General features: G+C 70.4%; 15 protein-coding genes and 2 pseudogenes. 5 read left to right on the plus strand and 12 right to left on the minus strand.

What is annotated here, in order from left to right; all coding sequences use genetic code 11:
* Positions 1–142: 142 nt before the first annotated feature.
* Positions 143–517 carry a VOC family protein gene (locus ACFVST_RS25390; RefSeq protein WP_390155894.1) on the plus strand — a complete coding sequence of 125 codons (375 nt, stop codon included), beginning with the start codon at positions 143–145 and terminating at the stop codon, positions 515–517.
* Positions 518–579: 62 nt separating this feature from the next.
* A pseudogene (locus ACFVST_RS25395) lies at positions 580–1,817 on the plus strand (IS701 family transposase).
* Positions 1,818–2,315: 498 nt separating this feature from the next.
* On the opposite strand, the gene htpG reads toward ACFVST_RS25395, so the two are convergent.
* Positions 2,316–4,235, minus strand: a complete 1,920-nt coding sequence (gene htpG / locus ACFVST_RS25400) for a molecular chaperone HtpG (RefSeq protein WP_390155895.1) — start codon at positions 4,233–4,235, stop codon at positions 2,316–2,318.
* A gap of 140 nt (positions 4,236–4,375) precedes the next feature.
* A complete protein-coding gene (locus ACFVST_RS25405) occupies positions 4,376–5,035 on the minus strand; it encodes a type III effector protein (RefSeq protein ID WP_390155896.1) in 660 nt (219 codons plus the stop codon).
* Positions 5,036–5,306: 271 nt separating this feature from the next.
* On the opposite strand from ACFVST_RS25405, the pseudogene ACFVST_RS25410 reads away from it, so the two are divergent.
* A pseudogene (locus tag ACFVST_RS25410) lies at positions 5,307–5,749 on the plus strand (DUF2267 domain-containing protein).
* A gap of 242 nt (positions 5,750–5,991) precedes the next feature.
* Here ACFVST_RS25410 and ACFVST_RS25415 read toward each other — a convergent pair.
* A complete protein-coding gene (locus tag ACFVST_RS25415) occupies positions 5,992–6,702 on the minus strand; it encodes an N-acyl homoserine lactonase family protein (RefSeq protein ID WP_390155897.1) in 711 nt (236 codons plus the stop codon).
* A 112-nt stretch (positions 6,703–6,814) separates the two neighbouring features.
* On the opposite strand from ACFVST_RS25415, the gene ACFVST_RS25420 reads away from it, so the two are divergent.
* Positions 6,815–6,964: a hypothetical protein gene (locus ACFVST_RS25420; protein ID WP_390155898.1), complete on the plus strand. Its 150-nt coding sequence runs from the start codon at positions 6,815–6,817 to the stop codon at positions 6,962–6,964.
* A gap of 410 nt (positions 6,965–7,374) precedes the next feature.
* On the opposite strand, the gene ACFVST_RS25425 is transcribed toward ACFVST_RS25420, so the two are convergent.
* From ACFVST_RS25425 to ACFVST_RS25435, 3 genes are all read right to left on the minus strand, one after another.
* Positions 7,375–8,283, minus strand: coding sequence for an NAD-dependent epimerase/dehydratase family protein (locus ACFVST_RS25425; RefSeq protein WP_390155899.1), 909 nt, complete (start codon positions 8,281–8,283; stop codon positions 7,375–7,377).
* A gap of 69 nt (positions 8,284–8,352) precedes the next feature.
* Positions 8,353–9,567 carry an FAD-dependent oxidoreductase gene (locus tag ACFVST_RS25430; RefSeq protein ID WP_390155900.1) on the minus strand — a complete coding sequence of 405 codons (1,215 nt, stop codon included), beginning with the start codon at positions 9,565–9,567 and terminating at the stop codon, positions 8,353–8,355.
* Positions 9,568–9,705: 138 nt separating this feature from the next.
* Positions 9,706–10,707 (minus strand): SAM-dependent methyltransferase, encoded by a 1,002-nt coding sequence (locus ACFVST_RS25435; protein ID WP_390155901.1) that lies wholly within the window; start codon positions 10,705–10,707, stop codon positions 9,706–9,708.
* A gap of 239 nt (positions 10,708–10,946) precedes the next feature.
* Here ACFVST_RS25435 and ACFVST_RS25440 point away from each other — a divergent pair, with 239 nt between their 5' ends.
* The gene (locus ACFVST_RS25440) at positions 10,947–12,761 is read left to right on the plus strand and encodes an FAD-dependent oxidoreductase (RefSeq protein ID WP_390155902.1); all 1,815 of its coding nucleotides are present in this window, start codon (positions 10,947–10,949) and stop codon (positions 12,759–12,761) included.
* A 34-nt stretch (positions 12,762–12,795) separates the two neighbouring features.
* On the opposite strand, the gene ACFVST_RS25445 is transcribed toward ACFVST_RS25440, so the two are convergent.
* The 6 genes from ACFVST_RS25445 to ACFVST_RS25470 form a co-directional block, all read right to left on the minus strand.
* Positions 12,796–14,193, minus strand: coding sequence for a cytochrome P450 (locus ACFVST_RS25445; RefSeq protein ID WP_390155903.1), 1,398 nt, complete (start codon positions 14,191–14,193; stop codon positions 12,796–12,798).
* A gap of 3 nt (positions 14,194–14,196) precedes the next feature.
* Positions 14,197–15,594, minus strand: coding sequence for a cytochrome P450 (locus ACFVST_RS25450; protein ID WP_390155904.1), 1,398 nt, complete (start codon positions 15,592–15,594; stop codon positions 14,197–14,199).
* A 12-nt stretch (positions 15,595–15,606) separates the two neighbouring features.
* Positions 15,607–18,225 (minus strand): ABC transporter permease, encoded by a 2,619-nt coding sequence (locus tag ACFVST_RS25455; protein WP_390155905.1) that lies wholly within the window; start codon positions 18,223–18,225, stop codon positions 15,607–15,609.
* Positions 18,222–18,950 (minus strand): ABC transporter ATP-binding protein, encoded by a 729-nt coding sequence (locus ACFVST_RS25460; RefSeq protein ID WP_390155906.1) that lies wholly within the window; start codon positions 18,948–18,950, stop codon positions 18,222–18,224. Before ACFVST_RS25460 ends, ACFVST_RS25455 begins: the two co-directional genes overlap by 4 nt.
* 185 nt (positions 18,951–19,135) lie before the next feature.
* Positions 19,136–20,188 carry a UbiA family prenyltransferase gene (locus ACFVST_RS25465; RefSeq protein ID WP_390155907.1) on the minus strand — a complete coding sequence of 351 codons (1,053 nt, stop codon included), beginning with the start codon at positions 20,186–20,188 and terminating at the stop codon, positions 19,136–19,138.
* Between the two features lie 94 nt (positions 20,189–20,282).
* The gene (locus ACFVST_RS25470; RefSeq protein WP_390155908.1) at positions 20,283–21,272 is read right to left on the minus strand and encodes a polyprenyl synthetase family protein; all 990 of its coding nucleotides are present in this window, start codon (positions 21,270–21,272) and stop codon (positions 20,283–20,285) included.
* Between the last annotated feature and the right edge of the window lie 104 nt (positions 21,273–21,376).

A 21,376-nucleotide genomic window follows, 5' to 3' on the forward strand; every position in this document is an offset into this window, starting at 1 on the left:
AGCTACCTCGCCGGCCTCCACCTCCGTGCCTCGATGATCTGGATCAACGACCTCCTGAAGGCAACTGGTTGATCACGACATCACACAGGCCCTAGTACTCCAGCTGTAGATCGTGATCGGGTGTCGTGAGACGCTGCCCTTCGTGATCGCCAAGCTGCAGTGTGTGGTGTTGGACTGTGCCGATGTCGTTGAGCTGTCCCGGTTCTACCAGTCGCTTCTTGGCGGTGTGGTGAACCAGCCGGATCCGCGGTGGTCGCTCGGCGACGGCTGGGCGACGCTTCACACCGACGGGCTCGTGGTGGCCTTCCAGCGGGTGGAAGATCATCAGCCACCACGGTGGCCGGATCCCGCTCGCCCCCAGCAGTTCCACCTCGACCTGGGTGTCAAGGACCTGGACCGAGCTCAGGACGACGTCCTCAGTCTGGGCGCCTCACTGCTCGATGAGGGGGATGGGAAGCGGAGTTGGCGCATCTTCGCGGATCCGGCAGGTCACCCGTTCTGTCTCGTCCGGGATTGACAGGAGATGCCGCAGGCCACAGCATAGATTCCGCCCGATGGCGGGCGGCGTTCGAGGTGGCCATGAACCGGATCGCGGGCCGGTTCAGCCGCTACGAACCTCGCCTGCGGGCCGGGCGGTTGGTGCTCGGCCTGCTGTCGGACCTGCCGCGCAAAAACTGCTGGACGATCGCCGAATGGGCTGGGGAGGCCGGCCCGCATGGCATGCAGCATCTGGTGTGCCGGGCCGTCTGGGATGCCGACGCCGTCCGCGATGACGTGCGCGATTACGTCGTCGAGCACCTCCACGACGAGGCAGCGGTGCTGGTCGTTGACGAGACCGGCGATGTGAAGAAGGGCATCCACACGGTCGGGGTCCAGCGTCAGTACACCGGAACGGCCGGGCGGATCGAGAACTCCCAGGTCGCCGTTTACCTTGTCTACGCCGGCGCCCGGGGACACGCGGCAGTGGACCGGGAGCTGTACATCCCGCGCTCCTGGACATGCGACCCGGATCGCTGCCGGGCCGCGGGGCTCGGCGAGGACACCGTCTTCGCGACCAAGCCGGAACTGGCCCGCACGATGATCGAACGCTTCCTAGACACCGGACACCACGCGGGCTGGGTCACCGGTGACGAGGTCTACGGAGGCAACCCGAAACTGCGCACGGCTCTGGAGGAACGCGGCATCGGCTATGTCCTCGCGGTGGCCTGCTCGGCCGAAGTGCCCACCAATGCGGGCACGTTCCGCGCCGATGCCCTGATGAAAAAGGTGCCGAAGCAGGCCTGGCAAAAGCTCTCGGCTGGACGCGGTGCGAAGGGCAGCGGTTCTACGACTGGGCCGTCATCGATCTTGCCGATCCCCGCCCAGGCCATCACCAGTTGCTGATCCGCCGCAACCGTACTTCCGGCGAACTGGCCTACTACCGCTGCTACTCGCCCGACTCGGTACCGTTGACCACTCTGGTGCGGGTCGCGGGATCAAGGTGGCGGGTCGAGGAGACCTTTCAATCCGAGAAGGGGCTGGCCGGACTCGATGAGCACCAGGTCCGCCGTTATCCCTGGTGGAGCCGCTGGGGCTCCCTGGCGATGCTCGCCCATGCCTTCCTGGCCGTGGTCCGCGCCGACGAACACGCCCGCAACCCCGCCTCGGACGGGCTGGTCCCGCTGTCCTGCAACGAGATCCAGCGCCTGTTCATCACGGTCGTCGTCCAGCCCCTCCACGGCATCGCCCACCGACTCGGCTGGTCCGACTGGCGGCGCCGCCATCAGCAGCGAGCACGCACCAGTCACTACCAGCGACAAGCCGCATCCCAGACATGAAGATCACGATCTGCAGCTGGAGTATTAGATGCCGTAGTCACTCCAGGTCAGCTCACACACCCACAAAATACAAGATCAATCTCAAACAAACGCGGGATCATAGGCAGTCAGGCTGAGCCTCCGACGCCAAGGCCCGCCACAAATTGAGAACCCACAGCGTCCCTTCCACTCCGCAGCGGTGAGGCCGGAACCGGCACGGGCCCGTACCGCGGCCCCTGCCCCGGGACCAACCCGCTGCCAAGGCGACCGCCGGCACAACGAGCGGCAGCACGCGCATACTTCACTCCCCTGCCGGCCAGGACGGAGCGTTCACCTCATACCGAGCTGATACCGGGAGACGAGGTCGATCCCGCCGGCTGGTGGACCTGCCCCGCCATGACCGGACGGGGGCACGGAGGCTCGGTCTCTTCAGCCCAAGACCTCGTCCCCGTGCGGTAGTTGGGAAGCCCCGCATCCGTTTGGCCCGGCACCCGTACGGGCGCCGGGCCGCATCCGTGGTTACAGGGCGCGGGTCAGGCGGTCGGTGAGCAGGCGGGTGAAGCGGGCCGGGTCGGGCAGGTCGCCGCCTTCGGCGAGCAGCGCGCTGCCGTATATCAGCTCGGCGGTCTCCGCGAGTGCGGGGTCGTCGGCGCCTGCGTCATGTGCTGTGCGCAGGGCGGTGACCAGCGGGTGTGCGGGGTTGAGTTCCAGGATCCGCTGGACGGGAGGTATCTGCTGTCCCATCGCCCGGTACATCTTCTCCAGGGTCGGCGTCACGTCGTGGGCGTCGCCGACAATGCAGGCCGCCGAGGTCGTCAGGCGTGACGACAGGCGGACCTGCTTGACGTGCTCGGACAGGATGCTGGTCAGCCACGGCAGCAGGGCCGCGAAGTCCTCCTCGCGCTGGGCCTTCTCGGCGTCGGTTTCCTGGTCGCCATCGGCGGACTCGTCGAGGTCGACCTGCCCCTTGGCGATGGACTGCAGACGATGGCCGTCAAAGGCCGGGACCTGGTCCACCCACACCTCGTCGACGGGGTCGGTGAGGATCAGGACCTCGTACCCCTTGGCGGCGAAGGCTTCCATGTGCGGCGAGTTCTCCACCATCGCGCGGGTCTCGCCGGTCAGGTAGTAGATGGTGTCCTGGCCGTCCTTCATGCGCTCGACGTACTCGCGCAGCGTGGTCGGCTTCTCCGGGTCGTGGGTGGAGGCGGCCGACACCAGTTCCAGCAGGGCCTCGGTGCTGTCCGTGTCCTCGACCAGGCCTTCCTTCAGCGCCCCGCCGAACTGCGCCCACACCTTCGCGTAGCGCTCGGCGTCCTTGGACTGCATGTCCTTGAGGGCGCCGAGGACCTTCTTGACCAGGCGCCGGCGTACGCCGCGGATCTGGCGGTCGTGCTGGAGGATCTCGCGGGAGACGTTGAGCGACAGGTCCTGGGCGTCGACAACACCTTTGACGAAGCGCAGATAGTTGGGCATGAGCGCTTCGCAGTCGTCCATGATGAACACCCGCTTGACATACAGCTGCACGCCGGGCTTGGTCTCACGGGAGAACAGGTCGAAGGGTGCCTGCGAGGGGATGAACAGCAGCGCCTCGTACTCGAAGGTGCCTTCGGCGCGCATCTGGATCGTCTCGGCCGGGGGCAGCCAGTCGTGGCTGATCTGCTGGTAGAACTCGCTGTACTCGTCCTCGGTCACCTCGCTGCGCGGCCGGGCCCACAGCGCCTTCATCGAGTTGAGCGTGTCGATGTCGCGGGTGGTCTCGCCCTCAGCGCCGGTCCGCTCGGTGGACATCCGGATCGGCCAGCGGATGAAGTCCGAGTACTGCTTGACGATCTGACGGATCTTCGACTGGGACAGGTAGTCGGCGAGCCCGTCCTCGCTGTCGGCGGGCTTGAGGTGCAGGGTGACCGAGGTGCCCACCGGCAGGCCGTCGACGGCCTGGAGTTCGTAGGTGCCCTCGCCATCGGACTCCCACTGGGTGCCGGAGTCGTTGCCGGCCCGCCGGGTGCGCAGGGTGACCTTGTCGGCCACCATGAACGCCGAGTAGAAGCCGACGCCGAACTGCCCGATCAGGCTCTCGGCGGTGGCGGCGTCCTTGGACTCCTTGATCTTCTCCAGCAGGCCGGCGGTGCCGGACTTGGCGATCGTGCCGATCAGCTCCACGACATCGTCCCGGGTCATACCGATCCCGTTGTCCCGGACGGTCAGCGTGCGGGCGTCCTTGTCGACCTCCAACCAGATGTGCAGGTCGGTGGCGTCGACCCCGGCGAGGCCGGAGTCGGTCAGTGATTCCAGCCGCAGCTTGTCCAAGGCGTCGGAGGCGTTCGAGATCAGCTCGCGCAGGAAGATGTCCTTGTTCGAGTAGATCGAGTGAATCACCAGTCGGAGCAACTGGCGGGTCTCGGCCTGGAATTCCAGTGTCTCGACACTGCTGCCCATGTGGGTCTCTTTCTGTGGGAACGTCATGAACGGACTTGGACTCGGGCCGGGGACGGACCGTTGCCCGTCGTCGGCGTGACGCGGGGTGAGCCGGACCGCACCCGCGTGATGTGGCTCTGCGCGGTGGGAGTCAGTCATCGTCAGCTGTTGTCGTCGTGCGCCGGCCTTCGAGGGCGTCCAGGGATTCCGAGGGCGTCCAGGGATTCGACGAGAACGGTGTGGCGGGCATCGAGGTAGGGACGCATTCCGGCCAGGGGCGCGATGAGCTCGGCGGCGTCAGCGGCACCGAGAGCGGTATGCAGGACGGCCTGGGCGGAGCGCGCTTCGGGGCCGAGGTGGGCGAGCGCGGTGATCTGCCCGGCGAGGCGGCGCAGGTCGGCTGCGTTGGCGCGGGCCCAAGTGACGGTGGCACGTTCAGCGGCCCTGGCCTGGCGGGTGGCCGCCACGCGCTGCTCGCCGGTGGTGCCGACGGCGCCGGGGCGTCCTCGCAGGTAGCGGCGCTCGGCGGCCTGACGACTGGCGACGCCGAGGGGGCCCGCGAGGTCGGCCCAGCTGGCACCCGCGTCGCGGGCGGTTTCGATCAGACCTGTCTCCCAGCCGGCGAGCTGCTCACGCACCCGCCGGAGCAGCATCAAGGAGGCCAGCGCCCGTTCGGGGCCGGGCCTGGTGACGTCGGAGGTCTCGTGCTGGGCTTCGCGCAGCGCGTCGTCCATGACGGCCAGGGCCGCCGCTGCGGCGAGGAAGGACGCCGGACTGTGGGGGTCGGTACTGGTCGTGGACGGCTGGTCGGCTGCGGTCACGGGACACCTCCCCGATAGTCATCGGACCGACGACATAATTTCATGTCATCCATCAGATGACATGTTACAACGAAGTCAGTGCAGCGCATTGGCAGCAACTGTTCGAACCTGCTGGGTTTTTCACGATGTTGATGCGTCCTGCCCCCCCTTCCGGCCGCAAGGAGATCTCCAACTGACCCGTCCGGACCGGCGCGAAGGACGGGCATCGGCTCTCCCCTTCCCGTCCTCCGCCCGCCGTGGACAGCCCAAGGGCAAGGAGCGGTGGCGGCCGATGACCTTGCGACACGAAGCGTTCCTCGACCGCGTGACTGAGCGCGGTGATCGAGACACCCCGGAGAAGCCGAGTGTGCGGCCCTCGTGGTACTCGCGCCTGCTCGGCGCACACCTGGTCGGCGAGGTCCGCGCTCAGTTCTCCGCACGGCTGCCTCACGCGTACTGATCGCGCAGATCCGCGACGCCCAACCGCTGGCCGAATGGGCCTTCGTGAAAACCTCGCCGCCCGCTCCGGTGCCTCCCCTGCCACCACCCGCTGGGACGTCGGCTCCGTCTTCGCCGCAGCACAGTCCACACCGGCCCCCGGCTGATCACCCGCATCCTCCACCAACTTGCCCCGGCTGGACCGTGCTGTTCGGCCGAGCAGAACTCACCCCCGCCGCGCAGAAGGCGAGTTGCACGGGCCTCGCGAGGCACCCACCGCCGCCGTCGGGCCAGTGAGGTCGATGACGGCCCAGTCGCGACCAAGTCCTCATCGCGCCGCAGGTTCTCGCGCTCGACCGCGAGTCTGGCGCGTCGCTGCTCGGCAGCCAGGCGAGTGGCTTGTAGGTGGAAACGGACACCGCTTGTCGATGAGAGATGAGAACTGACACCACTTCGGTCGGGACAGCCGACGTTGGCAGCCCTGGACGGTGAGTGCCGCCCCTGGCTGAGCGATACGGCTTGGGATCGTCCGACCAGTCCTAGAAGGTGCTTTGCGACGGTTCCCAGACCGAGCAGTCGTGCGCGAAGAGAACGCGTCGTGGGTCGAATTCGGCGAGTCGCTCCAGCCACTGCTGGTAGGCGGGAAGTGGCTGCTCCACGCCGTGGAGTGCCGCTTGGCGGGCCAACTGGTCGGATGCGAAGTGGGAGGCGAAGTCGTGCGCCTGCCCGGCGAGGACCACCGTGCCGTCGGCTTGCCGGAGGACCAGCGACTGATGCCCTTGGGTGTGCCCTGGTGTCGGAATGATCCAGACGCCCGGCCAGACCTCCGCCTCACCGGAGAGTTCCTCATAGGACGCGGCAGGGAAATCGATCAACTCCTCGAAGGTGTAGTCGCCACTGCGGGCACTGGCCAGCTCGACGTCCTGGACCAGGATGGGCTTGCCGCCCAGGAGAGGGTTCCCGCCGCAGTGGTCGAAGTGGAGGTGGCAGTTCACGACGAGGGAGATGTCGTCAAGAGCGACTCCGGCCGCGGACAGGGCATCCTGCAAGTCCCGGCGTCGGGGACGGTAGTGGGCTTCGGTCTCGGGGTCCGCCTTGCCGATGCCGGTATCGAAGAGGATCAGACCGTGATCGCGTTGCACCAGGTAGGCGAGCACAGGTTCGACCTGCGGCTCCGGGCCGCCGGTCTCCGACGCGGGCCGGATGAAGTACCCCAGATCGAGCCGACGCACCAGCATGTTCTTCCCCATGCGGCCAGCCTGGCAGGTTCGGGTGTTCCGGTCGGCCAGTCTGCTGAGAGCAGAACCACCACCGACGCCACCGGCCGCAAGGCCTGTGATTCAGGTCCCTCTCCGCCCCGTCATGACCGGCGGCTCAACCCCCTGGGCAATCCTGATCCTGACGGCGTTCGCCGGCCTGGGCGTCTGGTACACCTTCGGCCTGGCCCGCGACGAGAACCGGGCCAGGAAGCTCCGCACCGAACGTGGAATCCCGGAACCGGGCGACGGCTGAAGTCCCTGGAGACCCGCGGCCGGATCACCAGGGGCGGCCCCCGACGCGCGTCGGACCGCCGCCAAGTCGTGGTGGCCCTCACGGTTCCGGGCAGGGAGGTGTTCGACCGGGCTTCCGGGACGTCCTCGCCTGCCAGGCACGGCTGACCGCACCGCTCGCCCGGCGAGGAGAAGGAGTGCCTGACCGGAGCCCTCCGCGAGACCCGGCTGGTCCAGGACCACGTCCGCGGCGGCGGCACGGTGCGGCGGACGGCGGGTGAAGTCGTCGTCCAGGGCGAGGACTTGAGCCGGGCAGGCGTAGCTGCCTTACACGGGCTTCTACGCCACTCCCGCAACACCGCCGAACTCCCGCTTCCACGTGCGCTTCAAGGCGCTGGAATCAGGATGCGGCGTGGGTCGAGGGTGCGGGGCTCAGCGGTGGAGGTAGTCGCGGAGGCCCTCCAGGTAGGGGGTCAGCCGCATCTCGTAGTGCTTCTGGAGGGGTTCCAGGTCGGCGACGAAGTCCTCCTGCATGAAGTCCAGCGCGTTCGGTGTGAGGAGTGAGCCGGGGAGTGTCGCCAGTAGCCGGGCTCCGGAACGAGCCACCCCGTCGGCGACGTTGACCACCGGGCGCTTGCGGCCCACCAGTTCCAGCGCGGTCGTCAGCATGGACGCCATCGTCATCCGCTCGGGGCCGCCGATCTCGAACGCGCCCTCCGGTGCCCCCGGCTGCGAGGCGCGTGCGACCAGCCTGCCCACGTCGTCCACGGACACCGGCTGGTGATTCTGTTCGCCGCGTCCCGGGAGCGGCAGTACGGGCAGGTAGCGGCAGGCGCGGATGACCCGGTTGATGCCGTTGTCGCGTGGCCCGTAGACGAACGCGGGGCGCACCGTGACGTGCTCCATCCCCGAGTCGGCGACCGCGAGTTCGCCGCGCCGGATGGCCTGGTAGTAGGGCTTGACCGGGTTCTCCGTGACTCCGACGCCCGCGACGAAGACGTACCGCCGCACGCCCGCCGCGCGGGCCGCGCGCACCAGGCGCTCGGTGCCCAGGCCGTCGTATTCGAGGAAGCTGTGCCCCTGACGGGGGTTCTCGAAGGGGTAGTTGGGGAAGTTCGCGCTCTGTACCACGACGTCGGCGCCCTCGACGGCCGGGCCGAGGGTCGTGGGGTCGAGCATGTCGCCCCAGCGGTAGCCGTCGTGCCGGGCCGCGAGCTGCGCGTTGTGCGTCACCACGATGACGTTCCAGCCCGCCTCGCGCAGCGCCTCGACGCAGGCGCCGCCGATGAACCCGCGGCCGCCGATGACGGCGGCCGTGCCCTGCGTACCACGTGTGCTCATGTGTGTCCCGTATCAGTGGAGTTCGAGGAAGTGTCAAGGAAGTACGGCCGGTGCGGTGGGCCGGGGCCGCTACGGCATCATCATCCGCATCCGGGTGCCGAGCGAGGGCCCGGAGGGTGAGGCCAGCTCGCGGTAGAAGCGCTGCGCCAGCTCCATGTTGCGGGCCATGCGGCGCATCGCGAGGTCGCGGGCCGTGCGCGCGCCGGGCGTGGTGCTGCACAGCACCCGCGCCCACTGGTTGGAGGTCCGCTGCGCGTAAGCAGTACGGGCCTGCCGGCGCTGCTGGAAGGCGGAGAGCCGGGGGGCGCAGAAGTCGCCGGTACGGACGGCCTCTTCGACGACCTCACTCAGCAGCGGTACGTCCTCCAGCGTGAGCGAGCCGCCGAGGCCGAGGTGCGGCAGCATTCCGTGTGCCGCGTCGCCCATGAGCATCGCGCCGTCGGTGGACCAGCGGGGGACGGTGACGGTCCACGGGCGGACCACCGCGGTGCGCTCGACCTGGTCGAACGCGGTGGCGTAGGTGGCGTCGAGGCTGTCGAGGTGGGCGTAGTCCCGCAGTGCGCTTCCGGGGTCGGAGACGTCGGACTCCTGGGCGACGGTGTAGAGCCAGCTCGCCTTCTCGCCGAGGCTCACGCAGCCGCCCGAGCCGGCCGCGGAGAGCGCCTGCCGGGATCCCTGCTCGGGCAGCGGGCCGCCGACGCCGGTCACGATGACCTGCCCGCGCGGCTGCCAGCGTGAGGAGGTGAGGCCCAGTTCGGAGCGGAGCCGGGATCCTGAGCCGTCGGCGCCGATCAGCAGGGGTGTGCGCAGGTCGACGGGGCCGTCTTCGCGTTGCAGCCGCATCGTCCAGGCGGCGTGCTCGCGGCGGAGGCTCCAGTCGTCGACGGAGTCGTAGATCCGCACGCCGGCGGCGAGCGCCGCCTCGCGGAGTATGGATTCCAGCCGGGACGGTCGAATTCCGAGGAACGTGCCCGCGTCCAGTTCGGCCAGGTCTACGTTCATCCAGGTGTGTTTCTTCCCTACGACGAACCACGCGAGGGATTCCAGTTCCGCGCCGTTCCGGAGGGCTTCGGGAAGCACTCCCAACCATCGGAGAGTCCGTGTTCCCGGAGGCCAGAGCAGAAACCCGAAGATATCCGCGTTGGCTTTCCGTCGGGATTCGATGATGGCCGTGTCGATTCCGGATTCGGCCAGCGCAATGCCCGTGGACAGGCCTGCGAGGCCACCGCCGACGATGACGGTGTCGGGCTTCTCCACGCCGGTGCGTGCTTCGTCTGTCACCACGGCCCAACACTCCCACCACAGAATGTCAGGCGCAAGCCGAGTGCGGAACAACTGCCCTTCTCTGCCGGGGAGTTGGCCGCCGGGCCGGTGGACGCGGCATGGCGCGGCACCGGCCCGGCGGTGGCTCCGCCGGGGTGGTCAGTCGGCGCGCAACGCGCACAGGCTCTGGCCGACGACGAGTTGGTCGGTGCGGACCCGCCGGAACCCGGCGTCGCGCAGTTCGGGCACCAACTCCTGCGGGGTGGTCAGCGCGTAGCAGCCCTCGGTGCAGGCGAGTACCAGGTCCAGCCCGAGGGAGGTGGGGTTGCTGTCGTGGAAGATCGAGACCAGCACCAGGGTGCCGTTCTCGCTCAGCGCGCCGCGCAGCGTGCGGAACAGTTCGGTGCGCTCCTTGGGCGCGAAGTAGTAGATGTTGTTGAGCAGCAGGATCACGTCGTACGGGCCGTCCAGGTCCGTCTCGCGCACATCGCCCTGGCGGACGGTGAAGCGGTCGGCGAGGGACCAGTCGCGCAGGTTGGCCTCGGCGAGCTCGACCGAGGCGGGCTGTACGTCGAGGCCGGTACCGGTGCTGCCGGGCCGGCCGGCGGCGGCCCGCAGATAGACGCCGGAGCCGCAGCCCACGTCCAGCACCCGCCCGCCGGGTGCCTCGCGTACCGCCTCCGTCACGTAGTCGGCGATCACGCCCTCGGCGATGCGCGAGGACTCGGCGATGACCCCGGCGTACCGGGGCAGGTGGTCGCCGAGGGCACCGCCGCGCAGTGTCTCGGGCAGTTCGCGGTAGGCGGTGCTGTGGTAGCCGGCCTGCTCCTCCACCAGGGCGCGCAGTACGCTGCCGCCCTGCCCGACCAGGGCGCGGGCTCGGCGGCCCTTGAGGCGGTAGACGCCGCCCTGGGACCCCAACTCGCCGACGGAGCAGCCGAGTTCGAGGAACAGCCGGAACTGGGTGGTGCGGGTCGCGTCGACGCCGAGCCGCTCTTCCAGCTCGGCGGGCGAGGCGGGTGAGGCCAGTGCGTCCAGCAGCCCGAGCCGCACTGCCGCGGAGAGGAAATGCATTCGCGTGAACTGCTGCGAATCCCGCAACAGCAGCGCGTGGCCGGTGGGGTCGGGCTGGCCGAGTACCGCACGGACAGTCCTACTCAATTTACTCGAAGGCACGCCGGAGTTCCTCCTGTTTGCCGCGGCTGGAGTCTGCAAGTGAGGGTAAGAGTAGAACTCCCCCTTGGACCCCAACCAGATGACCGGTAGCGTTGCTTCTCCCTTACAGCATGATCACCTTGAATACAGCGTGATCACCTTGAATGGGACGCCACTCGGCAATTCCGGCGAACAGGCCGGTTCTTGTGAACACCGCGCACATATCACGGGGGATGAGAGAACTCATGGCAAGAAGGGGCAACACGGAGAACGCGACGGAAAACGGACCTGAGCCGCAGAGTCGCGGCCGGGGCCGTCGCACCTTTCTCGCCGGGACGCTGGGCGCCGGCGCGATCGCGCTGGGCTTCGGCGGTGTGCCGGCCCTCGCGGCCGAGGGCGCCCGGCGCCGGGTCGCCGTCCTGGGCGGGGGCGTCGCGGGGCTGACCGCCGCGCAGGAGCTGGTCGAGCGCGGCTTCGAGGTGACCGTCTGGGAGCGCAAGGAGTTGGGCGGCAAGTCCCGCACCATCCCCGTCCCGGGAACGGGCACCGGCGGCCGCAAGGACCTGCCCGGCGAGCACGGCTTCCGCTACGTCCCGGGCTTCTACCACCACCTGCCCGAGACGATGGCGCGTATCCCGGCCGCCGGCGGTGGCAGTGAGAGCGTGCACGACCATCTGGTGGCGCAGGCGGGCGTGCTGTACTCGCGCACCGATGGCCGCGAGGATCTCCAACTTGAGTCCAATCCCTCCGGTCTGCCGTCGCTGGTGGAGATCCAGCGGCTGGTGACCGCCCTCGTGCAGCAGCTCGGCGCGCTGCCGGCCCGCGAGACGGCGTTCTTCGCACGGCAGCTCGCGATCTTCGCGACGAGCGGCGAGCGGCGCCGGTTCGGGCAGTGGGAGAAGACGCCCTGGCGGGATTTCCTGCGCAGTGACGAGATGAGCGCAGAGTTCGGCAAGCTGTTCGGGGAGGGCCTGACCACGGCTCTGGTGGCCTCCCGCCCCGACATCGCCTCGACGCGCGCCACCGGCATCCTCACCGAGCTGTACTTCTACGCGCTGGCCGGGCACGGCAGCACCGGCACCCTGGGCCGCGTCCTTGACGCACCGACCAGCGAGTCGTGGATCCAGCCCTGGGTGGCGTACCTGAAGCAGCGCGGTGTGCGCTTCCAAGTCGGCTGGACCGTCGAGGAGTTGACGCTCGGCGGCGACGGGCGGCTGTCCGGCGGCCGGGCGAGCGGGCCGGGGGGCGCGAGCGGCGCCATCGACGCCGACTGGTACGTGTGCGCGATGCCGATGGAGCGTGCCCGCAAGCTGTGGAGTCCCGCGCTGCGCCGGGCCGACCCCGCGCTGGCCCGGATGGACAAGCTGCGCACGGAATGGATGAACGGCATCCAGTTCTATCTGGACCGGCCGGCGCCCGTACTCAACGGTTTCGTCTCCTACCTCGACTCGCCCTGGGCGCTGGTCTCGCTCAGCGAGGCCCAGTACTGGGGTGACTTCTCCGCCCAGTATGGTGACGGCCGGGCCGCCGAGTCGTTCTCGGTGAACATCGCGCAGTGGGACGAGCCCGGCATCGTGTACAAGAAGCCGGCGCGCGAATGCACCCCCGCGGAGATCGCCGAGGAGACGCTCGCCCAGATGCGGGCCGCATTGGAGGACACCGGGCGCTCGGTGCTGCCGGAGGACTCCGTGCTGCGCTGGCACCTGGACCCGGCGATCACCTACCCGGGCGGCGGCTCGACCGCGGCGAACGACGAGCCGCTGATCGTCTCCGAGGCGGGCTCCTGGGACAACCGGCCCGGCCACCGCACCGCCGTCCCCAACCTGTTCCTGGCCGGCGACTACGTACGCGACAACCTGAGCTGCGCCACGATGGAGGGCGCCAACGAGACGGCCAAGCGCGCGGTCAACTCCCTGTTGGAGGCGGCCGGTTCGGACGCCGACGCGTGCGCGGTGCACGACCTGTACGTACCGCCGGAGTTCAGCCTGCTGCGCAAGGCCGACGATGCCCGCTACCGGCTCGGGCTGCCGCACATCCTCGACACGCCCTGGAAGTTCTGACAGCCACCGCCCGGCTGCGGCGCCGGTGATCGGATCACCGGCGCCGCAGCACCATGCGCAGGCCGCCGCGCGGGCGCAGCGTGACCGTCGGCTGTACCCGGGGCACGCCGCCCGGCACCAGGTCCAGGCGGAAGCGCTGGGCCAGCATGGCGACGGCGGAGACGGTCTCCAGCAGCGCGAACACGTTGCCCACACACCCGCGCCGCCCGCCGCCGAACGGGATGAACGCGTGCTTGGGGCGCCCCTGGCCCGCACCGGGCAGGAAGCGGCTGGGGTCGAAGCCCTCCGGGTTGTCCCACGCGGCCGGGTGCCGGTGTACGAGATACGGGGGGACCGCGATGGTGCTGCCCGCCGGCACCGGCACGCCGTCGATCTCGTCGTCCTCCATCGCGTCGCGCTCCAGCGTCCAGAACGGCGGGTAGAGCCGCATGGCCTCGCTGATCACGGCCTTCGTCCACACCAGCCGGTCCATGTCGGCGAGTTCGGGCTCGCGCCCGCCCAGTACCTCGTCGACCTCCTGCTCCAGCCGCCGCCGGGCCGCCGGGTGGGCGCCGAGCAGGTAGCAGGTCCAGGTGAGCACCGTGGCGCTGGTCTCGTGGCCGGCCATCAGGAACGTGACGATCTCGTCGCGGAGTTGGGCGTCGTCGATCGCCGAGCCGTCCTCGTAGCGGGCCGCGAGCAGCGCGTCCAGCAGGTCCGGCCGCTCCCGCGCGGGGCCCCGGTGCGCGCGGCGCTCGGCGGACAGCCGCTCGACCACCGTGTCGATGGCCTCGACGGTGCCGCGCCAGGTGCGGTAGCCGGGCGTCGTCCGCAGGCCGAGGCGCGGCGCGGGCAGCAGCAGCGGGTTGCGCATCGCGGTGACCGCGAAGTCCTGCATACCGGTGACGGCCGAGGAGACCCGCTCCCCCACACCGCGCAGGTCGGCGCCGAACAGCGCCTCCCCGACGATGTTCAGGGTGAGCAGGCTCATCGTTTCCGAGACATGCACGAGGGATCCGTCGGGCAGCCGGTCCCAGCCGTCGAGTGTGCCGCGTACCTGTGCGGTCATCCCGGGCAGGAAGCCGCTGACGGTGCGGTGCGAGAACAGCGGCTGGATGAGCCTGCGCTGCCGCTCCCACAGCTCGCCCTCGCTGGTGACGAGGCCGTCGCCGAGGAAGACGCGCAGCGGCCGGTAGGTGGCGGCCTTGCGGTAGTTGTCCTGGCGTGAGACGAGGACGTGCTCGGCGTGCGCCGGATGGCACATGAGGAAGAGGGTGTGCCGGGGCAGCAGCGGCACCCGTACGAGATCGCCGTAGCGCCGGTAGAGGCCGAGCGCGGCGTTCAGCGGGTCCCGGCCGATGGCGGGAAGCAGCCGCGCCGCCTCGGCCGGGCCGGGACCGTTGGCGGTCCGGGTCCCGGTGACCGTGCGGACGGTGGTGGTTCCTGCGCTCATCGTTCAGCTCCTCCGTCGCAGCGTCATCGCCATCTCGTGCATCGGGCGCAGGGTCACCGTCACCTTGGGCACCGGTTCGAAGCCGGGCAGCAGATCCAGCCGGTACCGCTGGGTGATCATGACGAGTGCCAGTACCACCTCGATCATCGCGAAGGCGTTGCCTATGCAGCCGCGTTTGCCGCCGCCGAACGGGATGAAGGCGTGCCGGTGCCGCCCCGCCGCACGTTCCGGCAGGAAGCGGGACGGGTCGAACGCCTCCGGGCTCTCCCACACCCCCGGGTGCCGGTGCACGAGGTACGGCGGGACGATGACCGTGTCGCCGGCGCGGACCGGCACTCCGGCCACCTCGTCGTCGGCTGTCGCGTCCCGCTCGGACGTCCACACGGGCGGGTATAGCCGCATCGACTCGTGCAGTACGGCCCGCGTCCACACCAGTTTGTCGGTGTCCTCCTGGGTGGGGGGCCGGCCCGCGAGCACCGAGTCGACCTCCTCCTCCAGCCGTTCGCGGACCTCGGGCGCGGTGGACAGCAGATAGAGCGTCCAGGCCAGGCAGGTGGCGCTCGTCTCGTGCCCCGCCATGAAGAACGTGACGATCTCGTCGCGGAGTTGGGTGTCGCTGATCGCCGAGCCGTCCTCGTAACGGGCCCCGAGCAGCGCGTCGAGCAGGTCCGGCCGCTCCCGCCCGGGGCCGCTGCCGGCGCGGCGTTCGGCGATGACGCGGGCCACCACCTGGTCGATGGTGTCCTTCGCCCGGTCCCATCGCCGGAAGCCGGGGCTGGTACGGCGTGCGGCGCGCGGGTTGACCCAGGTCAGCGGGTTCTTGATGACCTGGGTGACGGCGTCCTGGAGGGTTTCGACGGCCTCGTAGACGTGGTCGCGGTCACCGGTCAGGTCGGCGCCGAACAGGGACGCGCCGACGATGTCCAGGGTCAGCCCGCTCATCACGCCGGTGGCGTCCACGACTGTTCCGTCCGGCCGGCTGTCCCACTCCGTGAGCATCCGGTCGACGGCGGCGACCATGAGCGGGCGGAGGTTCTCCACCTGGCGGTGCGAGAACAGCGGCTGGATCAACCGCCGTTGGGTCTCCCATAGTTCGCCGTCGCTGGTGATCAGGCCGAGCCCGATCCACTCGCGGAGCGGACGGTAGGTGAAGGCCTTGCCGTAGCGCTGCGCCCGGTCCACCAGGACGTGCTCGACGTGCTCGGGGCGGCAGAACAGGTGGATGCCGCGGCCGGGCGCGAGCGGCAGCCGCACGACGTCGCCGTAGCGGCTGACGGTCTGGTACATCGACCGGATCGGGTCGGAGACCGCGAGCCGCAGCAGGGCGGGCATCTGGTGCGGGCGGGGGCCGGGCGCGCCGGCCGGTTTCCCGCGCCGGTTCCTGGTGGGTTCCCCGTTCACAGATGCCTCCTGCTACTCATAGCCGATCGCCTGTACCACGTTGAGCCTGCCCGCGCGGCGTGCCGGGGGCACCGAGCCCGCGAGGGCGATGAGGACGGCACCGACGGCGAGGGCCAGCGCGGCCGGTGCGGGTGAGAAGGGGATGTCCATGGCGAGGGACGTGGCCATCATGTCCGTCGCCAGATAGTGCAGGGCCGTGCCGACGACGAGCCCCGCGGCTCCGCCCAGCACGCTCACCGCCGTGGCCTCGGCGAGGATCACCCGCCGCACATACCGTCTGCTTCCGCCGAGGGCGCGCAGGATGCCCAGTTCGCGGCGGCGCTCGACCACCGACAGCATCAGCGTGTTGAGCAGGGCGAGGCCGGCCACGCCCGCGATCACCCACTGCAGTGCGAGGGCGAGCGACCCGACCTGTTTGACGGCGGACTCCGTGGCGGCCACGGACTCGCTGCCGTCGAGGACCCTGACCGGGTACGGCTGCGCCTTCGCGTACTGCTCGACATGGGCGCGCACCGCGGCCTTGTCGGCGCCCGGCTTGAGCAGCACCTCGTAGTACGAGGCGCCGGAGGGGCCGAACCACTCGGTGACGCGGTCGAGGGAGAGGGTGACGAGCCCGGCGCCCATGCTGACGTAGTCCACGACGTCAGCGACGGGGATGCGCCGCTCGCCCCGCGCGGTCGGCAGGGTGAGCGTGTCGCCCTTCTTCAGTCCCTTCTCCTTGGCGTACGCGCCGGAGACCACGGCGCCCTCGCCCGCGAGGAGTGCCTTGCGGGCCTCGGGCGACGCGAGCCGGTAGGCCGTCGCGTTGCTCGCGCCGTCGATGCCGAGCAGCAGTGCGGGCTTGCCCGGTTGGTTGAGGTAGGTGAACTGGCCTGCGACGACACGCTCGACGCCCTCGGTCCCGCGCAGCGCGCGCTGTGTGTCGCGCGGCAGCAGCGGCCGTACGGGCAGCACGTCCTTGGCGGCACGCTGCACGATCAGATCGGAGTCGGCGAGCGTGGAGACGTTCTTGGACGCGGCGTCGACGGTGTTCTGCGAGGAGCCCGTGGTGGCGACGCCGATCGCGACGGCCAGGCATACGGTCATGCCCGTCGCCCACGCGCGGCGCGGGGAGCTACGCACGGCGGAGGCGGCGATCGTGCCCGAGGGCCCCGTGCGTGCCGCCAGCCACGCGACGGCGCGGGTGGACGGCCCGATCAGGGCGTACGCCACCAGGATCACGCCGAGCAGCAGGAGGGAGCCGCCGCCGAAGGAGCGTTCGTCGTCGAAGGCCGCCGCCAGGGCGAAGGCGCCCGCGATGAGCACGACGCCGAGGACCAGCGCCCACACCCGGCCCCTGCCCCGCCCCTGGTCATCCGCGTCGACCGCGGGGTTCGCGGTGCGCATGGCCTCCACGGGCGGCACCTGGGACGCGCGGCGGGCCGCGAGCCACGACGCGGCCAGCGAGGCGGCGACGGCCGCGACGACGGCCGAGGGCACCGCGCTCGCGGGCATGGCCAGTTCGACCTTGGCGTCCGCGGCGTCGGTGATCACCGGTGGCAGCGAGCTGATGCTGGCGGCCGCCATGAGGTAGCCCAGTGCGCTGCCGATCGCCGCTCCGACGAGGGCCAGCAGCAGGGACTCAAGGAGGAGGTCCCGGAGGATGGGACGGCGCCGGGAACCCAGGGCACGCAGCGAGGCCATCTCGCCGCGCCGCTCGGCCGCGGCCATGTTCATGCTGTTGAAGATCAGGAACCCGGCGACGACCAGCGCCATGAAGGCGACGAGCAGGGTGATGTTGCGGACCATCGCGGCCTGGTCGTCGGCCTGGCCGGCGCGGAAGGAGGGGTCGGCGACGAACACGCCGGGCCCCAGGTCCGACGCCAACTGGTCGCGCAGCGCGCCGGTGTCCGTACCGGGTTGGGCGACGACCAGCACGGAGTCGACGCGGTCGCCGAGGCCGGCGAGCCGCTGCGCCACGGGAAGCGGCGCGAGCAGGTACACGCCGTCGTTGACGTCCCCGGCCTTCTCCCCCTTGAGCCGCGCGGCGACGGGCACCTCGGTCGAGGCGCCCGCCATGGACGCGACGCGTACGGTGCCGCCCGTGCCGTCCTTGCCGCCGCTGATCCCCGTGATGCCGGGCCCGGCCAGCACCCCGCCGCCGGCGGCCTGCCGGGCGGCGTCGCCGGCGACGCCGGTCAGGTCGCTGCCGAGCGCGGAGGCGGACTTGTCGGTGCCGAACAGCAGCGCCCGCTCGCCCGACACCTGGACGAGCGAACGCACCAGCGGTACGGCCGCCTTGACGCCGTCGACCTGTGCCGCGCGGTGCGCGTCACGCGCGCTGATCCCGTTGTCCGTACGGCCGGTGATCTCGATGTCCGCATTTCCGGCGACCTGGCCGGCCAGCCGCCCCGACGAACCGCCGACCGAGCCGTAGATGCCGAGCACGGCGACGATGAGCGCGGCGGCGACCGTCAGCACCCCGAGGGACAGCGCGGTCCGGGCCGGATGCTGGCGCAGATAGCGCAGGTTGAACAGGCGCAGCCGCGCCGCGACGGCGCCCGGGCCGCCACGCCGCGCCTTCCCCGAGCCGCCCGAACCGGCCTGCGCGGCGCCGGAGTTGCTCTCTTCCTCGGCTCCCACAACGGTCACGCGCGTCGTCCCTCCCCGATGAACTTGGCCACCACGTCCTCGGGGGCGCCGTCCCCGGCCACCTCCCCGTCCGCCAGCAGCACGGCGCGGTCGCTGCGCAGCGCGGCGTCCATGCTGTGGGTCACCATCACCACCGAGCGCTTCGAGCCGTCGTGCGCGAGGGAGGCGAGCAGGTCGAGGAGTTCGTCCCCGGTACGCGAGTCGAGGTTCCCGGTGGGCTCGTCGGCGAGGATGACGCCCGGGTCCATGATCAGGGAGCGGGCGACGGCGACCCGCTGCATCTGGCCGCCGGAGAGTTCGCCGGGCCGGTGCTCCGCGCGGTCGGCGAGACCGACGCGTTCCAGCAGCGCCATCGCCTCGTCGCGTACCGCCGCGGGCCGCGTGCCGTCCAGCAGCCGGGGGACCACGACGTTCTCCCAAGCGGTCAGCGCCGGCAGGAGGTTGAAGAACTGGAAGATGAATCCGATGCGGCGGCGGCGCAGATCGGACAGCTCGTCGTCGTCGAGTGCCGCCAGGTCCACGTCATCGATGAGCACCCGGCCCTCGGAGGGGACGTCGAGCGCCCCCATCACGTGGAGCATGGTGCTCTTGCCCGAGCCGCTGGGCCCAAGGACGGAGACGCACTGGCCGCCTTCGATCGTCAACGACACGCCGTTCAGGGCGCGTACGGGCTGACGGCCGCGCAGATAGTCGTGCACCACGCCGTCTAACCGAAGTGTGGCCATGTACCGGTTCTCCCCTCGTTCCGAGGCCTGCCGTCACGGCGGCGGCCTCGTCGCGGACGACTGTGCCCTTTCATGCGTGGCACAGTCTGTCCAACACGTGACTCGCTCGTCCAGTGGATCACTGAACTCCGGATACGTTCCCGGCCGCGGTCTCGCAGGCCCGCCCTCCGCCGGTGCGGAGACCGTCAGTCGCGCCCACCGTCCGGTGCGGCGCCCGCGCCCACCGGCCGTACGCCGAAGGCGAGTTCGGCGACGGTCCGTACGGTCGCGGCACTGATCCCGGCGGACCAGTGCAGGCACTGCGTGGTGAGCGCCCAGAAGGCGGCACCGGCCGCGATGCCGGTGAGGGTGGCCCAGTGCGGCGCGTACAGCAGCGCGCCGACGATCAGGGACAGCACCCAGTACTGGTAGAAGAACTCGCGGGTCGCGAACCGCTCCTCCGGGGTGTGCGCCCGCCACACGCAGCGGCCCAGCGCCACCGCCACCGGGATCATCAGCAGCCACAGCAGGAAGCGCGCCGGGAAGGCGCCGACGAGCACGAAGACCGTGACGAGGAGGTAGGTCGAGCCGACCATGGCGCCCGCTATCCAGGCGCCGTAGCGGCGCAGCAGGTCGATCCACGCGCTGCGGTACCCGATGCTGGTGTCGCCCGCCACATCGGTCAGGTCCTTGGCGCCGCCGAGCGCGAGCAGCGTCACCATGCCGACGACGAAGAACGGCAGCCCGTACCCGGCGAAGTGCCGCAGCACGTCGGTGTTCCAGCGCTCCTGCGCGAGCACGGTGCCGATGACGAACGTGCCGCCGAAGTGGAAGGTCAGCAGCAGCGGCGCGAGATAGCGGTTACGGCACAGTCTCAGCCCGTAGGAGTAGTTGACGCCGCTGAAGCCGGCGAGGAAGAGGAACAGCGCCAGCCACGGGTCCGGGTGCAGCACGAGCAGCACGGCGTCAAGGAGCAGCACCACGCCCCAGGCGGCGACCGCCGCGCGGCGCAGGAGCGGGAATCCGGCCCGGTGGCACAGCGCGGTGCGTTCGGGCCGGTTGATCTCGTCCTCGGCGCGGTCCGCGAGCCGGTTGAGGGACTCGGTGCCGAGGCCGTGGGCGCACCAGTACACGGCGCCGAGCGCGACCCACTCCCAGCGCGCCCGGCCTTCGGCGACGAGCGCGGTGTAGTAGGGCAGGAAGTACAGGGCGGCGAAGCGGACACTCGTGGCACGCAGCAGAGCGTCGGTTCTGGTCAACGGTGCGCAACTCCACAGTGAGGTGTGCGATTCGGTGCGTGCCGACTCTTGCGGTGGGGAGACGGCACGCGGTCGGCAGGGGGTCCGAGACGGTTCAGCTGACGCGGTGCGCGAGGCCCGTGCACAGGAAGTCGAGGGTGTCCTTGGCCGCGCCGTCCGGAAGCGGGGCGAGCGCCGCACGGGCCTGCGCGATGTGGGCGTCGAGCCGCTCGCGGGTGCGTCCCACGGCATCGTGGTGCCGCAGCAGTTCGATCGCCTCGGCGCACTCCTCGTCGGTGAGTCGGGAGCGGCGGCCCGCCGGTTCCGCGGTGCCGAGGAGGTCCCGCAGCCGGTCGCTGTCCTCGCCGGAACCGCGCAGCGCGTACAGCAGCGGCAGCGTGGGGGCGCCCTTGAGGAGGTCGGTGCCGGGCCGTTTGCCGGACTTCTCCTCCTCGCCGAACAGGTCGAGCAGGTCGTCGGTGATCTGGAAGGCCAGGCCGAACGCCTCTCCGTACCGCCCCAGCTCCCGTACGTACTTCTCGTCGGCACCCGAGGTCAGTGCGCCGAGCCGCAGGCAGGAGCACAGGAGCGAGGCGGTCTTTCCCGAGACCATGGTGGCGTAGTAGTCGTCCGGGTCCTGGTCGGGGGCGAGGCCGGACATCTCCTGCATCGCGCCGGTGACCAGCCGTACGAAGGTGTTGACCTCCAGTCGCGCCTCCAGCATCGGCAGCCGGGCCAGCAGTAAGAACGACCGGGCGAAGAGGAAGTCGCCGGTGAGCATGGCGACTTCGTCGCTCCAGCGGGCGTTGACGCTGGGGCGACCGCGCCGGAGCGTGGCGTTGTCGAGCACGTCGTCGTGGCAGAGCGCGGCGGCGTGCACCAGTTCGCAGGAGGCGGCGGCGCGCAGGACGTCCGGCTCGGCCGGATTCCCGAACCGGGCGGCGAGCAGGGTCAGCAGGGGACGGTGTCGCTTGCCGCCCGCGTCCATCAGATGCCGGGACGCCTCGTGCAGCAGAGGCACCTCACTCTGGATCGACACCTGGATGATCTCCTCGACACCGGCCAGATCCGCTGTGAGCTCCTCGCCCAATTCCTCGCTGGTCAACGGAGGTTGACTCGACGTTCCCACCCGGCTCACACATTCCCCCTGACTGTCCGGTGACTCGCCACCCGCCAGGACACCCCTGACCGCGCCGCGCACGGTGCCGG

It is taken from the genome of Streptomyces sp. NPDC058045 (assembly GCF_042885635.1).
GTDB lineage: Bacteria > Actinomycetota > Actinomycetes > Streptomycetales > Streptomycetaceae > Streptomyces.